17 protein-coding genes are annotated in these 15591 nt (G+C 69.3%); 13 read left to right on the top strand and 4 right to left on the bottom strand.

What is annotated here, in order from left to right:
- The first annotated feature begins 166 nt into the window (after positions 1–166).
- Complete coding sequence (locus EGH23_RS11840) at positions 167–787, top strand: archaellin/type IV pilin N-terminal domain-containing protein (RefSeq protein ID WP_220580199.1); 621 nt, start codon at positions 167–169, stop codon at positions 785–787.
- 66 nt (positions 788–853) lie between these two features.
- The gene (alaS, locus tag EGH23_RS11835) at positions 854–3637 is read left to right on the top strand and encodes an alanine--tRNA ligase (protein ID WP_220580198.1); all 2784 of its coding nucleotides are present in this window, start codon (positions 854–856) and stop codon (positions 3635–3637) included.
- A gap of 54 nt (positions 3638–3691) precedes the next feature.
- On the opposite strand, the gene EGH23_RS11830 is transcribed toward alaS, so the two are convergent.
- The gene (locus EGH23_RS11830; RefSeq protein ID WP_220580197.1) at positions 3692–5551 is read right to left on the bottom strand and encodes a cation:proton antiporter domain-containing protein; all 1860 of its coding nucleotides are present in this window, start codon (positions 5549–5551) and stop codon (positions 3692–3694) included.
- 83 nt (positions 5552–5634) lie between these two features.
- On the opposite strand from EGH23_RS11830, the gene EGH23_RS11825 reads away from it, so the two are divergent.
- Genes EGH23_RS11825 through EGH23_RS11805 form a run of 5 tightly spaced genes read left to right on the top strand, consistent with a single transcriptional unit; the run spans position 5635 to position 8726 of the window.
- The gene (locus EGH23_RS11825) at positions 5635–6411 is read left to right on the top strand and encodes an alpha/beta fold hydrolase (RefSeq protein ID WP_220580196.1); all 777 of its coding nucleotides are present in this window, start codon (positions 5635–5637) and stop codon (positions 6409–6411) included.
- Positions 6412–6438: 27 nt separating this feature from the next.
- Complete coding sequence (locus EGH23_RS11820) at positions 6439–6957, top strand: NINE protein (protein WP_220580195.1); 519 nt, start codon at positions 6439–6441, stop codon at positions 6955–6957.
- 1 nt (position 6958) lies between these two features.
- A complete protein-coding gene (locus EGH23_RS11815) occupies positions 6959–7396 on the top strand; it encodes a DUF2085 domain-containing protein (RefSeq protein ID WP_220580194.1) in 438 nt (145 codons plus the stop codon).
- A gap of 58 nt (positions 7397–7454) precedes the next feature.
- Positions 7455–8174 carry a type 1 glutamine amidotransferase gene (locus tag EGH23_RS11810; RefSeq protein ID WP_220580193.1) on the top strand — a complete coding sequence of 240 codons (720 nt, stop codon included), beginning with the start codon at positions 7455–7457 and terminating at the stop codon, positions 8172–8174.
- Between the two features lie 60 nt (positions 8175–8234).
- Positions 8235–8726, top strand: coding sequence for a metallophosphoesterase (locus EGH23_RS11805; protein ID WP_220580192.1), 492 nt, complete (start codon positions 8235–8237; stop codon positions 8724–8726).
- Between the two features lie 42 nt (positions 8727–8768).
- Here the strand turns inward: EGH23_RS11805 and EGH23_RS11800 are convergent, their stop codons facing one another.
- A complete protein-coding gene (locus EGH23_RS11800; protein WP_220580191.1) occupies positions 8769–9833 on the bottom strand; it encodes a type II glyceraldehyde-3-phosphate dehydrogenase in 1065 nt (354 codons plus the stop codon).
- A 165-nt stretch (positions 9834–9998) separates the two neighbouring features.
- Here EGH23_RS11800 and EGH23_RS11795 point away from each other — a divergent pair, with 165 nt between their 5' ends.
- Complete coding sequence (locus tag EGH23_RS11795) at positions 9999–10952, top strand: aminopeptidase (RefSeq protein ID WP_220580190.1); 954 nt, start codon at positions 9999–10001, stop codon at positions 10950–10952.
- Positions 10953–10955: 3 nt separating this feature from the next.
- On the opposite strand, the gene EGH23_RS11790 is transcribed toward EGH23_RS11795, so the two are convergent.
- On the bottom strand, positions 10956–11324 hold the full coding sequence (locus EGH23_RS11790; RefSeq protein WP_268899441.1) for a DUF1648 domain-containing protein: 369 nt from the start codon (positions 11322–11324) through the stop codon (positions 10956–10958).
- Positions 11325–11470: 146 nt separating this feature from the next.
- On the opposite strand from EGH23_RS11790, the gene EGH23_RS11785 reads away from it, so the two are divergent.
- The 3 genes from EGH23_RS11785 to EGH23_RS11775 all read left to right on the top strand — a co-directional run bounded on the left by EGH23_RS11785 (position 11471) and on the right by EGH23_RS11775 (position 13548).
- Positions 11471–12124 (top strand): HVO_0476 family zinc finger protein, encoded by a 654-nt coding sequence (locus EGH23_RS11785; protein ID WP_220580189.1) that lies wholly within the window; start codon positions 11471–11473, stop codon positions 12122–12124.
- 1 nt (position 12125) lies between these two features.
- Positions 12126–12755, top strand: a complete 630-nt coding sequence (locus tag EGH23_RS11780) for a protein-L-isoaspartate(D-aspartate) O-methyltransferase (RefSeq protein WP_220580188.1) — start codon at positions 12126–12128, stop codon at positions 12753–12755.
- A 61-nt stretch (positions 12756–12816) separates the two neighbouring features.
- Positions 12817–13548 (top strand): protein-L-isoaspartate O-methyltransferase family protein, encoded by a 732-nt coding sequence (locus EGH23_RS11775; protein ID WP_220580187.1) that lies wholly within the window; start codon positions 12817–12819, stop codon positions 13546–13548.
- On the opposite strand, the gene EGH23_RS11770 is transcribed toward EGH23_RS11775, so the two are convergent.
- Positions 13545–13991, bottom strand: coding sequence for a DUF7382 domain-containing protein (locus EGH23_RS11770; protein WP_220580186.1), 447 nt, complete (start codon positions 13989–13991; stop codon positions 13545–13547). The two genes, EGH23_RS11775 and EGH23_RS11770, sit on opposite strands and share 4 nt — an antisense overlap.
- Positions 13992–14066: 75 nt before the next feature.
- Between EGH23_RS11770 and EGH23_RS11765 the strand changes: the two genes are divergently transcribed.
- Together EGH23_RS11765 and EGH23_RS11760 are read left to right on the top strand one after the other, a co-directional pair.
- Positions 14067–15098, top strand: a complete 1032-nt coding sequence (locus EGH23_RS11765) for an ATP-binding protein (RefSeq protein ID WP_220580185.1) — start codon at positions 14067–14069, stop codon at positions 15096–15098.
- A 48-nt stretch (positions 15099–15146) separates the two neighbouring features.
- Positions 15147–15560 (top strand): DUF302 domain-containing protein, encoded by a 414-nt coding sequence (locus EGH23_RS11760; protein WP_220580184.1) that lies wholly within the window; start codon positions 15147–15149, stop codon positions 15558–15560.
- Positions 15561–15591 lie beyond the last annotated feature (31 nt).

Here is a 15591-nt window from a genome sequence, read left to right as displayed (position 1 = left end):
AATTACCGGCGGAAAATCGGGGGGTTCGGGGACTCACAGAGGGACTAGCTGGAGAAGTACTGATGGCGATCCGACGCGGTACAGCGTACCGCGAGAGCGTTTTCAGCACCGATAATCGCTCGCGCAACTTTATACCCGAGTAGTACAGACAGTATCGATAATTGAAATGTATCGTTTGCGAGAGGGGCGGGCGGACGAGCGGGGGCAGGTGGGTATCGGCACTCTCATCGTGTTCATCGCGATGGTGCTGGTCGCGGCCATCGCCGCAGGCGTCCTCATCAACACGGCCGGCTTCCTCCAGAGTTCCGCGGAGGCGACCGGCCAGGAGTCGAGCGACTCGACGACCAACCGCGTCCAGGTCGTCAGCGCGACGGCCAGCCACTTTCAGGACGACGAGGTCGGCGTAGTGAGCCTCACGGTCAAGAAAGCGCCGGGATCGGGGAACGTCGACCTCGGGCAGGCGACGGTGCAGTGGGTCGGCCCCAGCGGGTCGTACTACCAACTGGCCGAGAGCGGTGCGTCGGGGTCGCCAGACGGTCGGTTCGGCGTCTCGACGGTGCAGGACGACGACGGTTCCCTGCCCGTTCTCGACTCGACGGAGGACCGGTTCACGATCGCGCTGGACATCGGAAGCAGGGACGTCGTCGAAGATGGCAACCAGTTCGGCGAGGAACTCGCGGAAGGCGAGACGGCGACGGTCCGCATCACGACCACGTCGGGCGCGACGACGACCGAGCGCATCGTCGTCCCGAAGACGCTCTCGGGCGGCTCTGCGGTCACTGTGTGAACGCTCGGGGCACGCGGGCTACCCCTTCGGAACTGTTTTACCCGCTGCTGGGCCAACAGTACGCCAATGAGTGACCTCTCGGACGCCTACCAGCTCGACTACTTCGAGGAGTCGGGATTCACCCGACAGGAGTGTAGCGAGTGCGGCGACATGTTCTGGTCGCGGGCCGACCGCGACACCTGCGGCGAGCCCCCCTGTGCGGAGTACGGGTTCATCGACAACCCCGGCTTCGACGAGGAGTTCGCCCTCGGCGAGATGCGCGAGGCGTTCCTCTCCTTCTTCGAGGAGCGGGGCCACACGCGCATCGACCCGTACCCGGTCGCCGCCAACCGCTGGCGCGACGACGTACTGTTGACCCAGGCGTCGATCTACGACTTCCAGCCGCTGGTGACCAGCGGGACGACGCCGCCGCCGGCGAACCCGCTGTGCATCAGTCAGCCCTGCATCCGGATGCAGGACATCGACAACGTCGGCAAGACCGGGCGGCACACGATGGCCTTCGAGATGATGGCCCACCACGCGTTCAACGCCCGCGAGCACATCGAGGACCCCGAGGAGTACGCCTACGAGGGCGAGGTCTACTGGAAGGAGGAGACCGTCGCCTACTGCGTCGAGCTGTTCGAGGAACTGGGCGCGGACGTCGACGAACTCACGCTCATCGAGGACCCGTGGGTCGGCGGCGGCAACGCCGGCCCCGCCTTCGAGGTCATCTACGAGGGCGCTGAGCTGGCGACGCTCGTCTTCATGTCCCTGGAGCAGGACCCCGACGGCGACATCGAGATGAAAGACGGCAACCGCTACTCGGAGATGGACACCTACGTCGTCGACACCGGCTACGGGCTGGAGCGCTGGACGTGGGTCTCACAGGGTACCCCGACCGTCTACGAGGCGGTCTACCCCGACATGATAGCGTTCCTGAAGGACAACGCGGGCGTCGCGTTGTCCGACGAGGAAGAGACGATCGTCCACAACGCCGCGAAGCTGGCCGGCCGGATGGACATCGACGAGGCCGAGGACATCGAGGCCGAACGCGACACCATCGCAGAGCACGTCGGCGTCAGCGTCGACGAACTGCGCGAGCTGATGGCTCCGCTGGAGGACATCTACGCCATCGCCGACCACTGTCGCACGCTGGCGTACATGCTCGGCGACGGCATCGTCCCCTCGAACGTCGGGACGGGCTACCTCGCTCGGATGGTCCTCCGGCGCACCAAGCGGCTGGTCGACAACGTCGGCGTGGACGCGCCGCTGGACGAACTGGTCGACATGCAGGCCGACCGCCTGGGCTACGAGAACCGCGACACCATCCGCGACATCGTCCGGACGGAGGTCGAGAAGTACCGCGAGACCCTCGATAGGGGCGGCCGCCGCGTGCGCCAACTCGCCGAGGAGTACGCCGAGAAAGGCGAGGCGATTCCGGTCGGCGAGCTCGTCGAGCTGTACGACTCCCACGGCATCCAGCCGGACATGGTCGGGGAGATAGCCGGCGAGAAGGGCGTCGACGTGGACGTGCCCGACGACTTCTACTCCGTCGTCGCCGAGCGCCACGGCGGGGAGACCGCCGCCGACGAGGGCGAGGGCGTCCCCTACGCCGACCGCCTCGCGGAGCTACCGGACACCGACCAGCTCTACTACGAGGACCAGCAGCGCACCGAGTTCGAGGCCGTCGTGCTGGAGGTGTTCGACCGCGACGACGGGCGGTTCGACGTCGTCCTGGACCAGACGATGTTCTACCCCGAAGGCGGCGGCCAACCGTCGGACCACGGGACGCTCTCGACGGACGACGTGACCGCCGAAGTCGAGGACGTCCAGCGCTACGACGACGTCATCGTCCACACCGTCGACGCCGACCCCGGCAAGGGCGAGTTCGTCCGCGGACAGGTCGACGCCACGCGGCGCAAGCGCCTGATGCAACACCACACGGCGACCCACATCGTCGTCCACAGCGCCCGGCGGGTGCTCGGCGACCACATCCGGCAGGCCGGCGCACAGAAGGGCGTCGACTCCTCGCGCATCGACGTCCGTCACTACGAGTCGGTGACCCGGGAGCAGGTCAAGGAGATAGAATCGGTGGCCAACGACCTCGTCCAGGACAACGTCCCGGTCACCCAGGAGTGGCCCGACCGCAACGAGGCCGAGAAGAAACACGGCTTCGACCTCTATCAGGGCGGCATCCCGGCCGGCGAGCAGATCCGCCTGATTCAGGTCGCAGAGGACATCCAGGCCTGCGGGGGTACGCACGTCGCCCGCACCGGCGACATCGGGACCATCAAACTGCTGGGCACCGAGCGGATTCAGGACGGCGTCATCCGCCTGACGTTCGCCGCTGGCGACGCGGCCATCGAGGCCACCCAGCGCACCGAAGACGCCCTCTACGAGGCCGCCGAGGTTCTCGACGTGGCCCCGGACGCGGTCCCCGAGACCGCCGAGCGCTTCTTCGACGAGTGGAAGGCCCGCGGCAAGGAGATCGAGGACCTCAAGGAGCAACTCGCCGAGGCCCGCGCGGCCGGCGGCACGGACACCGAGGAGGTAGACGTCGGCGGCACCACCGCGGTCGTCCAGCGCATCGACGCCGACATGGACGAACTGCGCGCGCAGGCCAACGCCGTCGTCGAGCAGGGCGACATCGCCGTGTTGGGCTCCGGACGCGACGGCGCGCAGTTCGTCGTCGCCGTCCCCGAGGGCGTGGACGTGGACGCCGGCGCGGTCGTCGGCGAACTCGCCGGACGCGTCGGCGGCGGCGGCGGCGGCCCCGCGGACTTCGCGCAGGGTGGCGGTCCCGACGCCGACGCGCTGGACGAGGCGCTGGACGACGCCGCCGAGATTCTGCGCTCCGTCGCCAACGCCTGAGCGGCGGCGACCTCCCGCTCGCCGTGACGCCGACCCGATTTCCGCTGCGAGTTCTCACTCCCCCTGACACAGCTTCCGCGCGGTCCGCATCGCGTCGTTGGTCTCACAGACGAGCGTGAGGTGGTCGCCCTCGTCGAGCGTGAACTCGCCGTCGGGGACCCGGTCCTGTCCGTCTCGGCTCACCATCGCCACCAGCGAGCCGTCGGGGAGGTCGGCCGTGACCGCTTCGACGGACCGGCCGACGAGCGCGTCGTTCCGCAGTTCGACTTCGAGGACGTCGCCGGTCCGGGTGGCGTCGGCGAGCCAGTGGCTCAGCGCGGGCCGCTCGATGGCGTCGTCGATGGCGTCGGCGACCGCGAACCCGGCCGAGATCGGTTCGACGTCCAAGTCTTCGAACGCCGCGAGGTTGTCCGGCTGGTTCGCCCGCGCGACGACGTTGTCCACGTCGAAGCGGGTCGCCGCGAGCTGGGCGACCAGCAGGTTCACGTCGTCGTCGGCCGTCGCGGCGACGACGACGCCCGCGCGGTCGGCGTCGGCGGCGTCGAGCGTCGCGGTGTCCGTCGCGTCGCCGTGGACCACGCGGTGGCCTTCAGCGCGCGCTCGTTCGACGGCGGCCGAGTCGCGGTCGACGAGGACGGCCTCCTCGCCGCGGGCCTCGAAGCGGTCCGCGAGCTCTGTGCCGACGCGGCCGGCGCCGACGATGAGTGTGGTGGTTGGCACGATATCGAGCGCCTGTGCGAGGTGACGGGCCAGACCGGCTTGAAACATGACGGTCGCGAAGATGACCGAGAAGACTGTCCCGACCAGCACCGTCGCAGCCTCGGGGTTCGTCGGCCGCAGCTCGATGGCGAACAGCGTGGCGACGCTGGCCGGGACGATGCCGCGCGGTCCGACGAGACCGACGAACAGCCGCTCGTTTCTGGTCATCGACCCGCCGACCGTCGAGAGGAACGCGCCGGGTAGGCGCACGAGCGCGACGACGGCCACGACGACGAGCAACCCGCCGACGCCGAGCGCGCGCAGGTCGTCTATCGAGAGCAGCGCCGCGAGGACGACGAAGACGAACGAGAGGACGAACGCCGTGACGCCGCCCTTGAACTCCGCGACCACGTCCTCGTGGGGGATGTCGGCGTTCCCGAGGACGAGGCCGGCCGCGGCCGCCGCCGCGATGCCCGCCTCGGTGAGCCACGCGTTGGCGACGGCGAAGGCCACGAGCGCGGCCGTCAGGACGACCAGCCGGGCGTTCTGGGGCGCGTTGTCCCGCGAGAGCGACAGCCGACGGAGCAAGAGCGCGGCGAGCCCGCCGACCGCGACGCCGACGCCGATACCGACCGCGAGCCGCGCGACGAACGCCTCGACGACCACCAGCGGCGACGCCGCGGTGGTGACGAACTCGAAGGTGGCGACCGCGAGGATGGCCGCGATGACGTCGTTGATGATCCCCTCCGTCTCTAAGGCCGCGGCGACCCGGTCTCTGACCGGCACCACCTGCATGATGGGCGTGACGACCGTCGGGCCGGTCGCCACCAGCAGCGACCCGACCAAGAGCGCCACCGGCCACGCCGACCCGAAGACGAGGCGGACGGCGAGCGTAGTGCCGACGAGCGCGACCAGCGCGCCGACCGTGACGAGGCCGAGCGCCTCCCGGGAGGCCTCCCGCACTCGGTCGGCCGTGAGGTGGAAGGCCCCCTCGAAGACGATGATGCCGACGCTGAGACCGACGATGGCCTGCAGGCCGGCCTCGCCGAACAGCTCCGGGCGGACGACGCCGAACCCCTGCGGACCGACCACGACGCCCGCGACGAGCAGGAACGCGACGCTCGGGACCTGCAGCCGGTCGGCGACGAGCTGCGCCGTGACGCCGAGGCCGGCGACGAGGACCACGGCACCGACGAGTGACGTTGCGGCTGACACGAGTCTGGTACCGCTTCACACTGGACCCTGTTAAGCGGTTCCGACCGAAAGAGCCACGCCGCCGCCGGGGTAATCGTCGAGCGATGCCGACCGTAACGAATCAGGGCGTGTCGCTCCGCTACGAGACCGACGGCGACGGCCCCACGGTGGCGTTCGTCGGCGACGCGGGCTACGGCGCGTGGCTCTGGGGATGGCACTACGAGGCGCTCTCCGGCCCCTTCGAGACGCTGGTCTGGGACCTGCGGGGGACCGGCGACTCGGACGCGCCGACCGGCCCGTACGACGTGGAGACTCTCGCCGCCGACCTCGACGCCGTCCTCGCGGACCGCGGCGTCGGACGCGTCCACCTCGTCGGCGCGGGACTCGGCGGGATGGTCGCGCTCCGGTACGCCCACGAGTACGGCCGCGCGCGGACGCTGACGCTCTACTGCACCGCCGCGTCGGGCGGCGACGTAGACGCGGACGCACTGCGCTCGCTCTCGCTGGACGCGGGCGAGACGGCCTCGCTCGACGGCGCGTTCTCGCCGGCCTTCCGCGAGGCCGACCCGGCCCTCGTCGAGCGGATCACCGAGTGGCGACGCGGAGAGGACGCCACGGGCGACGCCTTCGCGGCGCAGGCCGCGGCGATGACCGACTTCGACGCGCCGCCGCTGTACGAGATCACGCAACCGACGGAACTCTACTACGGCGTCGAGGACTCGGTGGTCCCGACCGACGCCGCCGAGTCGCTGGCCGCGGACCTCCCGCGGGGGACCGCCACGGCCGTCGAGGGTCGTCACTGTTGTTACGTCGAACACGCGGCGGCCGTCACGGACCGTTTGACGGCGTTTCTGGACGAACACGCCGACCCCGAGTTTTAACCGCCGGGCACGTCGATTGACCGGTGTATGCCCCCGCGAGACGACGAGACGGACGACGACCGGCCGTCGGACGGCCGGGGTTCGGACGAGGACGACCCGTTCGACTCGCCCGGAGACGAGATGGCCGAGTACGACGCCGATACCGACAGCGACACTGACGCCGATACGGACAGCGATGCCGACGCCGACGCGTCGGCGGTCGGCGAGACGGCGGAACCGGGAGAGAAGTACTGCCGGTCCTGTGGCACGGTAATCGACGCGAGCGCCAACTTCTGCCCCGACTGTGGCGCGTCACAGGGCGGCGTCGGCGCGAGTGCGACGACCGCCGCGACCAGCGAGAAGGACCGCGTCACCGCGGGCATCTTCGCGCTCCTGTTGGGGAGTTTCGGCGTCCACCACTTCTATCTGGGTAACACGACGTTCGGCGTCCTCTACCTCTGTCTCTTCTGGACCGGGCTGCCCGGCATCGCCGGAATCGTCGAGGGCATCATCTATCTGACCAAGACCGACGAGGAGTTCCAGCGCCAGTACGTCGACCGGGACTGAGATGTCGCGCCGCCGCGAACTGCGACGCGGGCTCGCCGCGACGGCCCCGTACCTCCTCTCGCATCACACCCCCGACGAGCACTACCGGTGTCACCGCCTGCCCGTCGCCGGACGGACGGTTCACCTCTGTGCGCGCTGCTCGGGCGTCTATCCCGGCATCGCTCTCGGCGTCGTCGCTTTCCTCCTTGGCGTCGCTCCCGGCGCGTGGTTCCCCGTCGTCGCGCTCGGACCGCTCCCGGCGCTCGTCGACTGGGCGCTCACGACGCTTACCGACCGCCGCGGGAAAAACGCGGTCCGAACGGCGACCGGCGGTCTACTGGGTCTGGCCTATGGCCTCGCGGTCCCGTGGTTCCTGACGACGTGGCGGCCGGGGCTCGCGGCCGTCGCGGTCGGGTACGGGACGCTCGCGCTGGTCGGCCTCCGGTCGGCGACCGAGTGAGCGGCAGAACTTCGCGGAGATAGAAGACTTATCACCCTCGATAGATTTGCTTGGACCGATGAGTCTGCGCATAGCGCTACTGAACGCGGCCCACGACGGCGAGGACAACCGGCGGAACTTCCGGCGGGAACTCGACGCCGACCTCGTGGAGTACGACGTCACCGAACGCGAACTGCCCGACTCCTTCGCGTTCGACGCCTGTATCGTCACGGGTTCGCGCGCGTCGGCCTACTGGGACGAAGAGTGGATCACCGACCTCGAAACGTGGGTCCGCGACGCCGTCGACCGCGGACTGCCGGCGTTGGGGGTCTGTTTCGGTCACCAACTTCTCGCGCAGGCGCTCGACGGCCGCGTCGAACCGATGGACGAGTACGAGATCGGCTATCGAACTATCGAGCACGACGGGGAGAATCCGCTCCTCGACGGCGTCTCGGAGTCCTTCACCGCGTTTACGACCCACTCCGACCACGTCGCCGAACTCCCGCCGGGGGCCGAGCGGTTCGCCGAGAACGACTACGGCGTCCACGGCTTCCGGAAGGGGGACGTCTTCGCCGTGCAGTTCCACCCCGAGTACGACCCCGAGACCGCCGAGTCGGTGACGAGGGGGAAGGACCTCCCCGACGAGCGGATCCGGGGCGTCTTAGACGGCATCACCGAGGAGAACTACCGGGCGGCCTGTGACACCAAGCGCCTCTTCGAGAACTTCACCGACTACGTCCGAGCGCGGCGGTCGGCCACCGCCGACGGGCAGCGGTCGCCGGCGGCCGCCGACGACTGATACGGGCCGGTCCCCGGTGCAGGGAGTACGTTCTTGTGACCGCCGACTGAACGCCCGTCCATGCAGGTCGGAATCGTCTCAGATACGCACGACAACACCGGGTTAGTCGACGCCGCCGTCGACACCTTCGCCGACGCCGGCGTCGAGACGGTCGTCCACTGCGGGGACTTCGTCGCCCCGTTCTCCGCGACGCCGTGGGACGGCGACTGGGAGTTCTACGCCGTCCGGGGCAACAACGACGGCGAGTGGGATCTCCAGTCGGCGGTCGAGGAGTTCGGGACGTACATGGGCGAGATGGGCGAGCTTACCCTCGACGGTGCCGAGGTGGCCGTCTACCACGGGACGAGCGGTGCCATCGTGGACGCCCTCGTCGAGTGTGGGACCTACGACTACGTGTTCACCGGCCACACCCACGACCGGGGGACCGAGGAGTACGAGGGGACGACGCGGATCAACCCCGGCGGCATCGGTATTCCGCCGGCTCCCGACGACTTCTCGGTGGCGACGCTGGACACCGATAGCGGTGACGTGACCTTTCGCGAACTGGAGTAGACCGAACGGCGGCGCGAGAACCGAAGTCGAGACCGACGCGGCTCAGTCGTCGGCGATGCTGTCTGCGCGGCGGATCTCCCCCTCGTGTTGGACGAGGCCGCGGCCGACGCCGAGGGCGTCGTTGGTGCGCTCGATGCTCTGCTCGGCGCTCGCGGTCCGCTCCGAGAGCGCGCGCACGGCGTCGATGTTCTCCGGCACCACGTCGGCCTCCTGGTGGATGGCCTGGAACAGATAGAGGTCTCGGCCCTCGACGGTGACCGACTCGGCCCAGATGCAGTTCTCCCAGACGTCGCCGCGCGGGCGGCCGGCGTCGCGAGTGTACTCCTTGATTTTGCCCGCGCCGTCGATACCGAGCGTCTCCGGGACGAGGAACAGCCGCGTCTCCCGGCCGAGCAGGTCCAGAACCTCGTCGGCGGACGGTTCGGAGTCGAGCGTGACGTTGACGCTGTGGGTGTGCATCTGCGTCGTCGGCACCTTCATCCCCATCGTGTCGATGTCGAGGTCGGGGAAGACGGTCTGGACATCGGGACCGTGGTGCGACGGAATCTCGACGGGGTCCGGCAGCGTGTCGTTAATCGGACCGCGCGACGTCTGGCCGGGGTCGCCGCCCCGGCGGACGAGCGTGATGCGGGCCTTCTCGACGCCGTAGTTCTCCCGGAGCGGCGCGAGCAGACGCGAGAGCCCGGTCGTGTTACAGGAGACCACGCGAGCGGTGTCGGCACCGACCGCGGCGTCGTAGTTCGCGCGGGCGTTGAAACTCACGTCGGCCACGTCGGGGTCCTCGCCGCCCTGGAAGATGGCGGGCGTGTCGTGTTCCTCGTACAGCGAGGCGTTGGTCGCACCGACGCCGCCCGGCGTCGTATCGACGACGACGTCGCTGGCTTCGACCATGTCGTGGACCGTCCCGGCGGTCGTCAGTCCGGCACCGTCGAACGGGGCCTGCCCGTCTGCAGCGTAGAGGTTGTATCCGCGGTCATGTGCGATGGTCGCTTCGAAGTTCGGGGACCGTTTGGCGACGCCAGCGACAGTCATATCCGGCTGTGTGCGCACCGCGTCGGCGACTCGCTTGCCGATGGTGCCGAAGCCGTTGATGCCCACGTGGAGCATACACCTCTGTTCTCGCGGCCGGAGTATATTCTTTGCGGTAGATAGAGATAGAAATTAACTCGGATAGTTGTACTCTTCTCACCGAAAACCGTGCTATCAACCCGCACACGGCGGACAGACGGCGGGCCACGAAGAGTTAATCCGACGGGGGACCGACGCGGTGATATGGACGACTCCTCGCTTCGCGCGCCGGCCGAGACGGCGATCGAACAGTGCATGAACTTACGGGCCGACGAGTCCTGCGCGATCGTCACCGACGACAAACGAAAGGCCATCGGAGAGGCGCTCTACCGCGTCGCCGGCGAGATAACCGACGACACCGTCTTTCTGCGCTACCCGCCGGGGAACCAGCACGGCGAGGAACCGCCGGCTCCGGTCGCCGGCGCGATGAAGGCCGCCGACGTGGTGCTCGCACCGACGACGAAGAGCCTGACCCACACGGAGGCCAGAAGCGAGGCCACCGCCGCCGGCGCTCGCGTCGCCACGCTCCCGGGCATCACCGAGGCGGTCTTCTTGATGGGGTTAGACGCCGACTACGAAGCTATCAGACAGCACTGCGAGGACGTCCTCGCACAGGTCGAGGGAGCCGAGGAGATCCGCGTCACCTCGCCGCAGGGCACCGACATCACCTTCGGCGTCGGCTCGCGGGAGTGGAACCTCGATACGGGCATCGTCCACGAGCCGGGCGCGATGTCGAACCTCCCCGCGGGCGAGGTGTTCCTCGCCCCGGAGACGGCCGACGGCACCTTCGTCGTCGACGGGACGATGCGCCCCCACGGGAAACTCGACGGTCTCGAACTCACCTTCGAGGTCGAGGACGGCTACGTCACCGACGTCGGCGACGACGAGATCCGCGGACAGATCGAGACGGCCGCCGAGGAAGTCGGGCGGGACGCCTACAACCTCGCGGAGCTGGGCATCGGCACCAACGTTGCCGTCACCGAACTGGTCGGATCGGTCCTCTTAGACGAGAAGGCGGGCGGCACCGTCCACATCGCCATCGGCGACGACCACGCCATCGGCGGCGACACCCACGCTCCCATCCATCTGGACGGCATCCTGCGGGAACCCACGGTCTACGCAGACGGTGCGGAAGTGGAGCTTCCTCGCGGCGAGTGAGCGTCAACCGAGACTCAACCCCTCGCGGCGAATCGCGTAGCCGCAGACGCCGACCGTCCAGACGGCCACGCCGAGGAGAACGAGGTCGAACGGGACCGGATAGCCGAGGTTCCACGCGAGGATCAGTCCGTGGACGGCCGCCATGAGCGCCGTCGTGGCGACGGTGACGACGGCAGCCGTACGCGGGTCGTCGGGCGGGTCTGTGCGCATCGCGACCTCGATGATACACAGCGTCGCGAGCATGATGGTGGGCAGCAACGCGACCGCGACCGCCTTCGAGACGAAGTTATCGGGCGTCCCCGACGCCGAGAAATGGATCGCCATCTCGGCGGGCAGTCGCGGATAGAGGGCGACGCCGGCGAGGGCCGTCAGCGCGACGAGGAGGACTGAGACGAGGACGGTCTGTCTGTCTGTCGAGGCGCATATCCCGTCGACGCCAGCGAAGGCCTCAACCGTCGTCTCGGGCGGGGCGAGCGCGTGCCGACGACCATTTACGCCCGGCCCGTCAACGCTCCCGTATGACCGACGCTACGTCCGGAGAGCGCGTCGCGCTCCCCTGTCCGGCCTGTTCGCCGGACCTAGAGACCGTCCACGAGGTGCTCAAACCCGGTGGACAGGTCACCGTCCGCTGTACCGACTGCGGCCACGTTCACAAGGAACAGTTACCAGACGACGACACCGTCCCGCGCGACGTCGTCGTCTCGCAGGACGGCGAATCGTTCACCGCGCAGGTCGACGTCCCCGACGACGAGGACCTCGCCGTCGGCGAGGAGTTCCTCTTAGAGACCGAGGAAGCCGTCATGACGGTGCGCATCACCAGTCTGGAGACCGACGAGGGCCGCGCCGAGGAGGCCCTCGTCGGCGACGTCGACACCATCTGGTCCCGGGCCGTCGGGAACGTCGCGGTCAACGTCACGATGCACCCGAAGGACGGCCGCCACGACGAGACCGAGAGCTTCAAACTGCAGGTGCCGGGCGACTACGACTTCGTCGTCGGCGAGACCGAGGAGTTCGGCGACGAGGAGTTCACGGTCGAGGGCATCCACGTCCGCGACGACGCCCACGGCTACGACCACGGGAAGATGGACTTCGAGGGGGACAGCGCCGTGGCGAAGGACATCAACCGGTTGTACGTCCGCGACGAGTCCTCGACGGCGTGGTCTGCCTGGTGAGATGACCGACCGGGACCGCGAGCGGACGGCGCTGGTCGAGCGCCTCCGCGAGGAGTACGACCTCGGCGAACGAGTCTGCTCGGCGGTCGCCGCAGTCCCGCGACACCGATTCGTCCCCGAGCGTGTCAGAGACGGCGCGTACGACGACCGGCCGCTCCCCATCGGGCGAGACCAGACCATCTCGGCCCCGCACATGGTCGCGATGATGGCCGACCGGCTCTCGCTCGAAGCGGGCGACCGCGTCCTCGAAGTCGGGACCGGCTGTGGCTATCACGCCGCCGTCACCGCCGAACTGGTCGGCCCCGAGAACGTCTACAGCGTCGAGTACCACGCTGACCTCGCCGAGGAGGCCCGCGAGACGCTCGCCGAGACCGGCTACGGCGGCGTCTCGGTCCGCGCCGGCGACGGCAAACAGGGGTGGGCCGACCACGCGCCGTACGACCGCGCGTACCTGACGTGTGCCGCGCCGGAGTTCCCCGACGCCGTGGTCGAACAGGTCCGACCCGGCGGCGTGCTGCTGGCCCCCATCGGGACCGGTCGCAGGCAAGTACTCGTCAGCGCTCGCCGCCGGGCCGACGGGTCGCTCGAACGGGAGAAACACGGCGCGGTGCGGTTCGTACCCCTGCAATGACGGGACCCGACCGAGCGACGGCGGCCGCGTCATTCATATAGCTCCGGCGGGAACCTCGGATATGGATCCGGCGGTACTGCGCGGCGACATGGTCGACAGCCTGCAACACGAGAGCAAGGGTGTCGTCCGGAGTACGTGGCTGTCAGCGGCGATGCGGTCGGTCCCGAGAGAGGCGTTCGTCGGCGAGCAACAGGCCTACTCCGATCGTCCCTTCGAGCGACTCGGTACCCGCGTCCTCTCGCCCAGCACCGCCGCCCGCCTGCTGGAGGCGCTCGACCCCGACGCCGACGACGACGTGCTGGTCGTCGGGGCCGGCGTCGGCTACACCGCCGCCGTGCTCGCCGAACACGTCGGCGAGGCCAACGTGCAGGCCATCGACATCACGCGTCGCCTCGTCATCGACGCCCGGACGAACCTCGCGGAAGCGGGATACGAGGGCGTCCTCGTCGACCGTCGGGACGGGGCCGAGGGCCTGCCGGAGTACGCGCCCTACGACCGAATCCTGCTGGAGGCCGCCGCCGTCAGACCGCCGCGAGCGTTACGCTCGCAACTGGCCGAGGACGGTCGCCTCGTGATGCCGCTGGGCACCAACGAGCAGACGCTGGCGACCGTCGACTCCGACGGTGAGACCCAGCGCCTCGGCAGCGTCGCCTTCCAGCCAATGTTGGTCGAGGGCGAGCAAGCCGACACCATCGAGCGCAACCGGACCCACCGCGAGGACCGCGAGCACGCCCGGCGAAACGCCCAGTCCCGAACCGGCTGGGAACAGAACTGGATCGACTGGGACGGCTAGCTTCCTTTCACCACCAGTAAGTCCGTGTTCGACCGACTGTCCTGATAGCTACTGCTGGCGGGCGGTTTCACGTCGAAGACGACGGTCCCCTGTTGCTGATTCGCGCCCAGTGACGGCGACAGCGAGAGGGTGGCGTTGCCCCCCGACCCGGTCTCGGCCGTCCCGACGGTCGAGAGCGTCGCGGTCCCGCTCTTCGCGACGACGGTCGCGCCGGCGACCGGCGCGCCCTCCGGGTCGACGACGGTGACGGTCACGTCGGTCGGTCCGGGCGTCGTCACCTCCGGATGGGGTTGGACGTCGACTTCGGTCACTTGCAGCGTCTCGATACCCGAGATGGTACTCATCATCACGCTCAGGCAGGCGACGCCGACGACGAGCGCGATGACGAGTCGTATCGGGAGCCCCTCGATGGCCCGTTCGTCCGACCGCAGTGAGTCACGCATGGCCCGGAGTGGACGCGTACCCGTACTTGAACCCTCGTGCGGGGGTTCAAATGCGGAGGCGCGGCCAGCCCCGCTATGGTCGTCATCGGACGCGAACGAACGGCGGGGCCGACCGCACACCTCGGACACTACCGGGCGCGGGACGGGAGCCGCGGCGCGCGCGTCGAGCTGGACCTCGACGCGCCACACGCCGGCGTCGTCGTCGGCAAGCGCGGGTCGGGCAAGACGTACACGCTGGGCGTCCTCGCGGAGGGTCTCGCCGCCGCGCCCGGCGTCGCGCCGGTCGTCGCCGACCCGATGGGGGCGTTCGCGCCGCTCGCCGACGCTGCCGCCATCGATGCGAGGGTCGTGCGCCCGTGCGTGCGAGCGGACGCGCTCGACCCGCGAGCGTGGTGTGCGCTGCTCGGTCTCGACCCCGAGCGCGGCCCCGGCACGCTCGTCTGGCGGGCGGCGACGGAGGAGACGACGTTACCGGGGATGTGTGAGTGGATCGAGGACGCAGACGCTCCCGAGGAGACGCGTCGAGCGGCAGCCAACCACCTCGCGATGGCGCGCTCCTGGGACGTGTTCGTCGCCGACGGGTTGGCTGCCGACGGGCTCTGTGACGGCGGCGTCACCGTGCTGAACCTCGCGGGTATCGACCCCGCGCCCGCGAACGCGGTGGTCGCCGCCGTCGCCAGCGCGCTCTACGATGCCCGCATCGAGAACGAGACGCGACGACTCCCGTGGCTGCTGGTCGACGAGGCCCACGCCTTCACGAACGGCGTCGCCGAGCGAGCGCTTCGCCGACTGCTGACTCGGGGCCGTCACCCGGGCGTCAGTTGCTGGCTGGCGACCCAGCGGCCCAGCGCGCTCCCCGCCGTCGCCCTCTCGCAGGCCGATCTGTTGCTCGCCCATCGCCTGACGGGCGAAGCGGACGTGAGCGCGCTAACGGACGCCAGACCGACGTATCTGGCAGGGAGTCTCGGCGAGCGGCTGCCGGCGGCGACCGGCGAAGCGCTGGTCGTGGACGACGTGACCGAATCGACGCACCACGTGCAGGTGCGCGAGCGACGGACGCCCCACGGGGGCGACAGTCCGCGAGCCTCGGCCGCCGGCGAGCCGTGAGTCGGGGACGGGCGAGGTTTTTACTCTCCGGGGCGCGTCGGCCTCGGTATGGCAAACTACACGGTTCGCTACCGCGTGGACGGCGAGTTCGACGACACCGTCGCCGCGGTCGAAGACGAGCTCGCCGAGGAGGGGTTCGGCGTCCTCTGTGATATCGACGTACAGGCGACGCTGAAGAAGAAACTCGACGAGGAGTTCCGAAAGTATCGCATCCTCGGTGCGTGTAACCCGTCGCTGGCTCACGATGCCCTACAGGAAGAGATGGAACTCGGCGCGCTGTTGCCCTGTAACGTCATCGTCTACGAACGCGACGACGGCGACGTCGGCGTGAGCGCGGTCGACCCGCAGGTGATGTTATCGGTCGCCGACAACGACGCGATCGACTCGATCGCCGAGGACGTCGGCGAGCGACTCACCCGAGTGCTGGAGGCGCTGCCGAACGCGGAGCCGGCCGAGGACTGAGCGGCCGACGCCCAGCGCCGTCGCGCCGCGG

This window comes from Haloarcula nitratireducens (assembly GCF_019599505.1).
Note: the sequence above shows the minus strand (reverse complement) of the source record. Positions and strands in the feature narration are given on the sequence as shown.

Coding starts and splice junctions, on each gene's coding strand:
- EGH23_RS11840 (WP_220580199.1), top strand. CDS start 167: ATGTATCGTTTGCGAGAGGGGCGGGCGGACGAGCGGGGGCAGGTGGGT.
- alaS (WP_220580198.1), top strand. CDS start 854: ATGAGTGACCTCTCGGACGCCTACCAGCTCGACTACTTCGAGGAGTCG.
- EGH23_RS11825 (WP_220580196.1), top strand. CDS start 5,635: ATGCCGACCGTAACGAATCAGGGCGTGTCGCTCCGCTACGAGACCGAC.
- EGH23_RS11820 (WP_220580195.1), top strand. CDS start 6,439: ATGCCCCCGCGAGACGACGAGACGGACGACGACCGGCCGTCGGACGGC.
- EGH23_RS11815 (WP_220580194.1), top strand. CDS start 6,959: ATGTCGCGCCGCCGCGAACTGCGACGCGGGCTCGCCGCGACGGCCCCG.
- EGH23_RS11810 (WP_220580193.1), top strand. CDS start 7,455: ATGAGTCTGCGCATAGCGCTACTGAACGCGGCCCACGACGGCGAGGAC.
- EGH23_RS11805 (WP_220580192.1), top strand. CDS start 8,235: ATGCAGGTCGGAATCGTCTCAGATACGCACGACAACACCGGGTTAGTC.
- EGH23_RS11800 (WP_220580191.1), bottom strand. CDS start 9,833: ATGCTCCACGTGGGCATCAACGGCTTCGGCACCATCGGCAAGCGAGTC.
- EGH23_RS11795 (WP_220580190.1), top strand. CDS start 9,999: ATGGACGACTCCTCGCTTCGCGCGCCGGCCGAGACGGCGATCGAACAG.
- EGH23_RS11785 (WP_220580189.1), top strand. CDS start 11,471: ATGACCGACGCTACGTCCGGAGAGCGCGTCGCGCTCCCCTGTCCGGCC.
- EGH23_RS11780 (WP_220580188.1), top strand. CDS start 12,126: ATGACCGACCGGGACCGCGAGCGGACGGCGCTGGTCGAGCGCCTCCGC.
- EGH23_RS11775 (WP_220580187.1), top strand. CDS start 12,817: ATGGATCCGGCGGTACTGCGCGGCGACATGGTCGACAGCCTGCAACAC.
- EGH23_RS11770 (WP_220580186.1), bottom strand. CDS start 13,991: ATGCGTGACTCACTGCGGTCGGACGAACGGGCCATCGAGGGGCTCCCG.
- EGH23_RS11765 (WP_220580185.1), top strand. CDS start 14,067: ATGGTCGTCATCGGACGCGAACGAACGGCGGGGCCGACCGCACACCTC.
- EGH23_RS11760 (WP_220580184.1), top strand. CDS start 15,147: ATGGCAAACTACACGGTTCGCTACCGCGTGGACGGCGAGTTCGACGAC.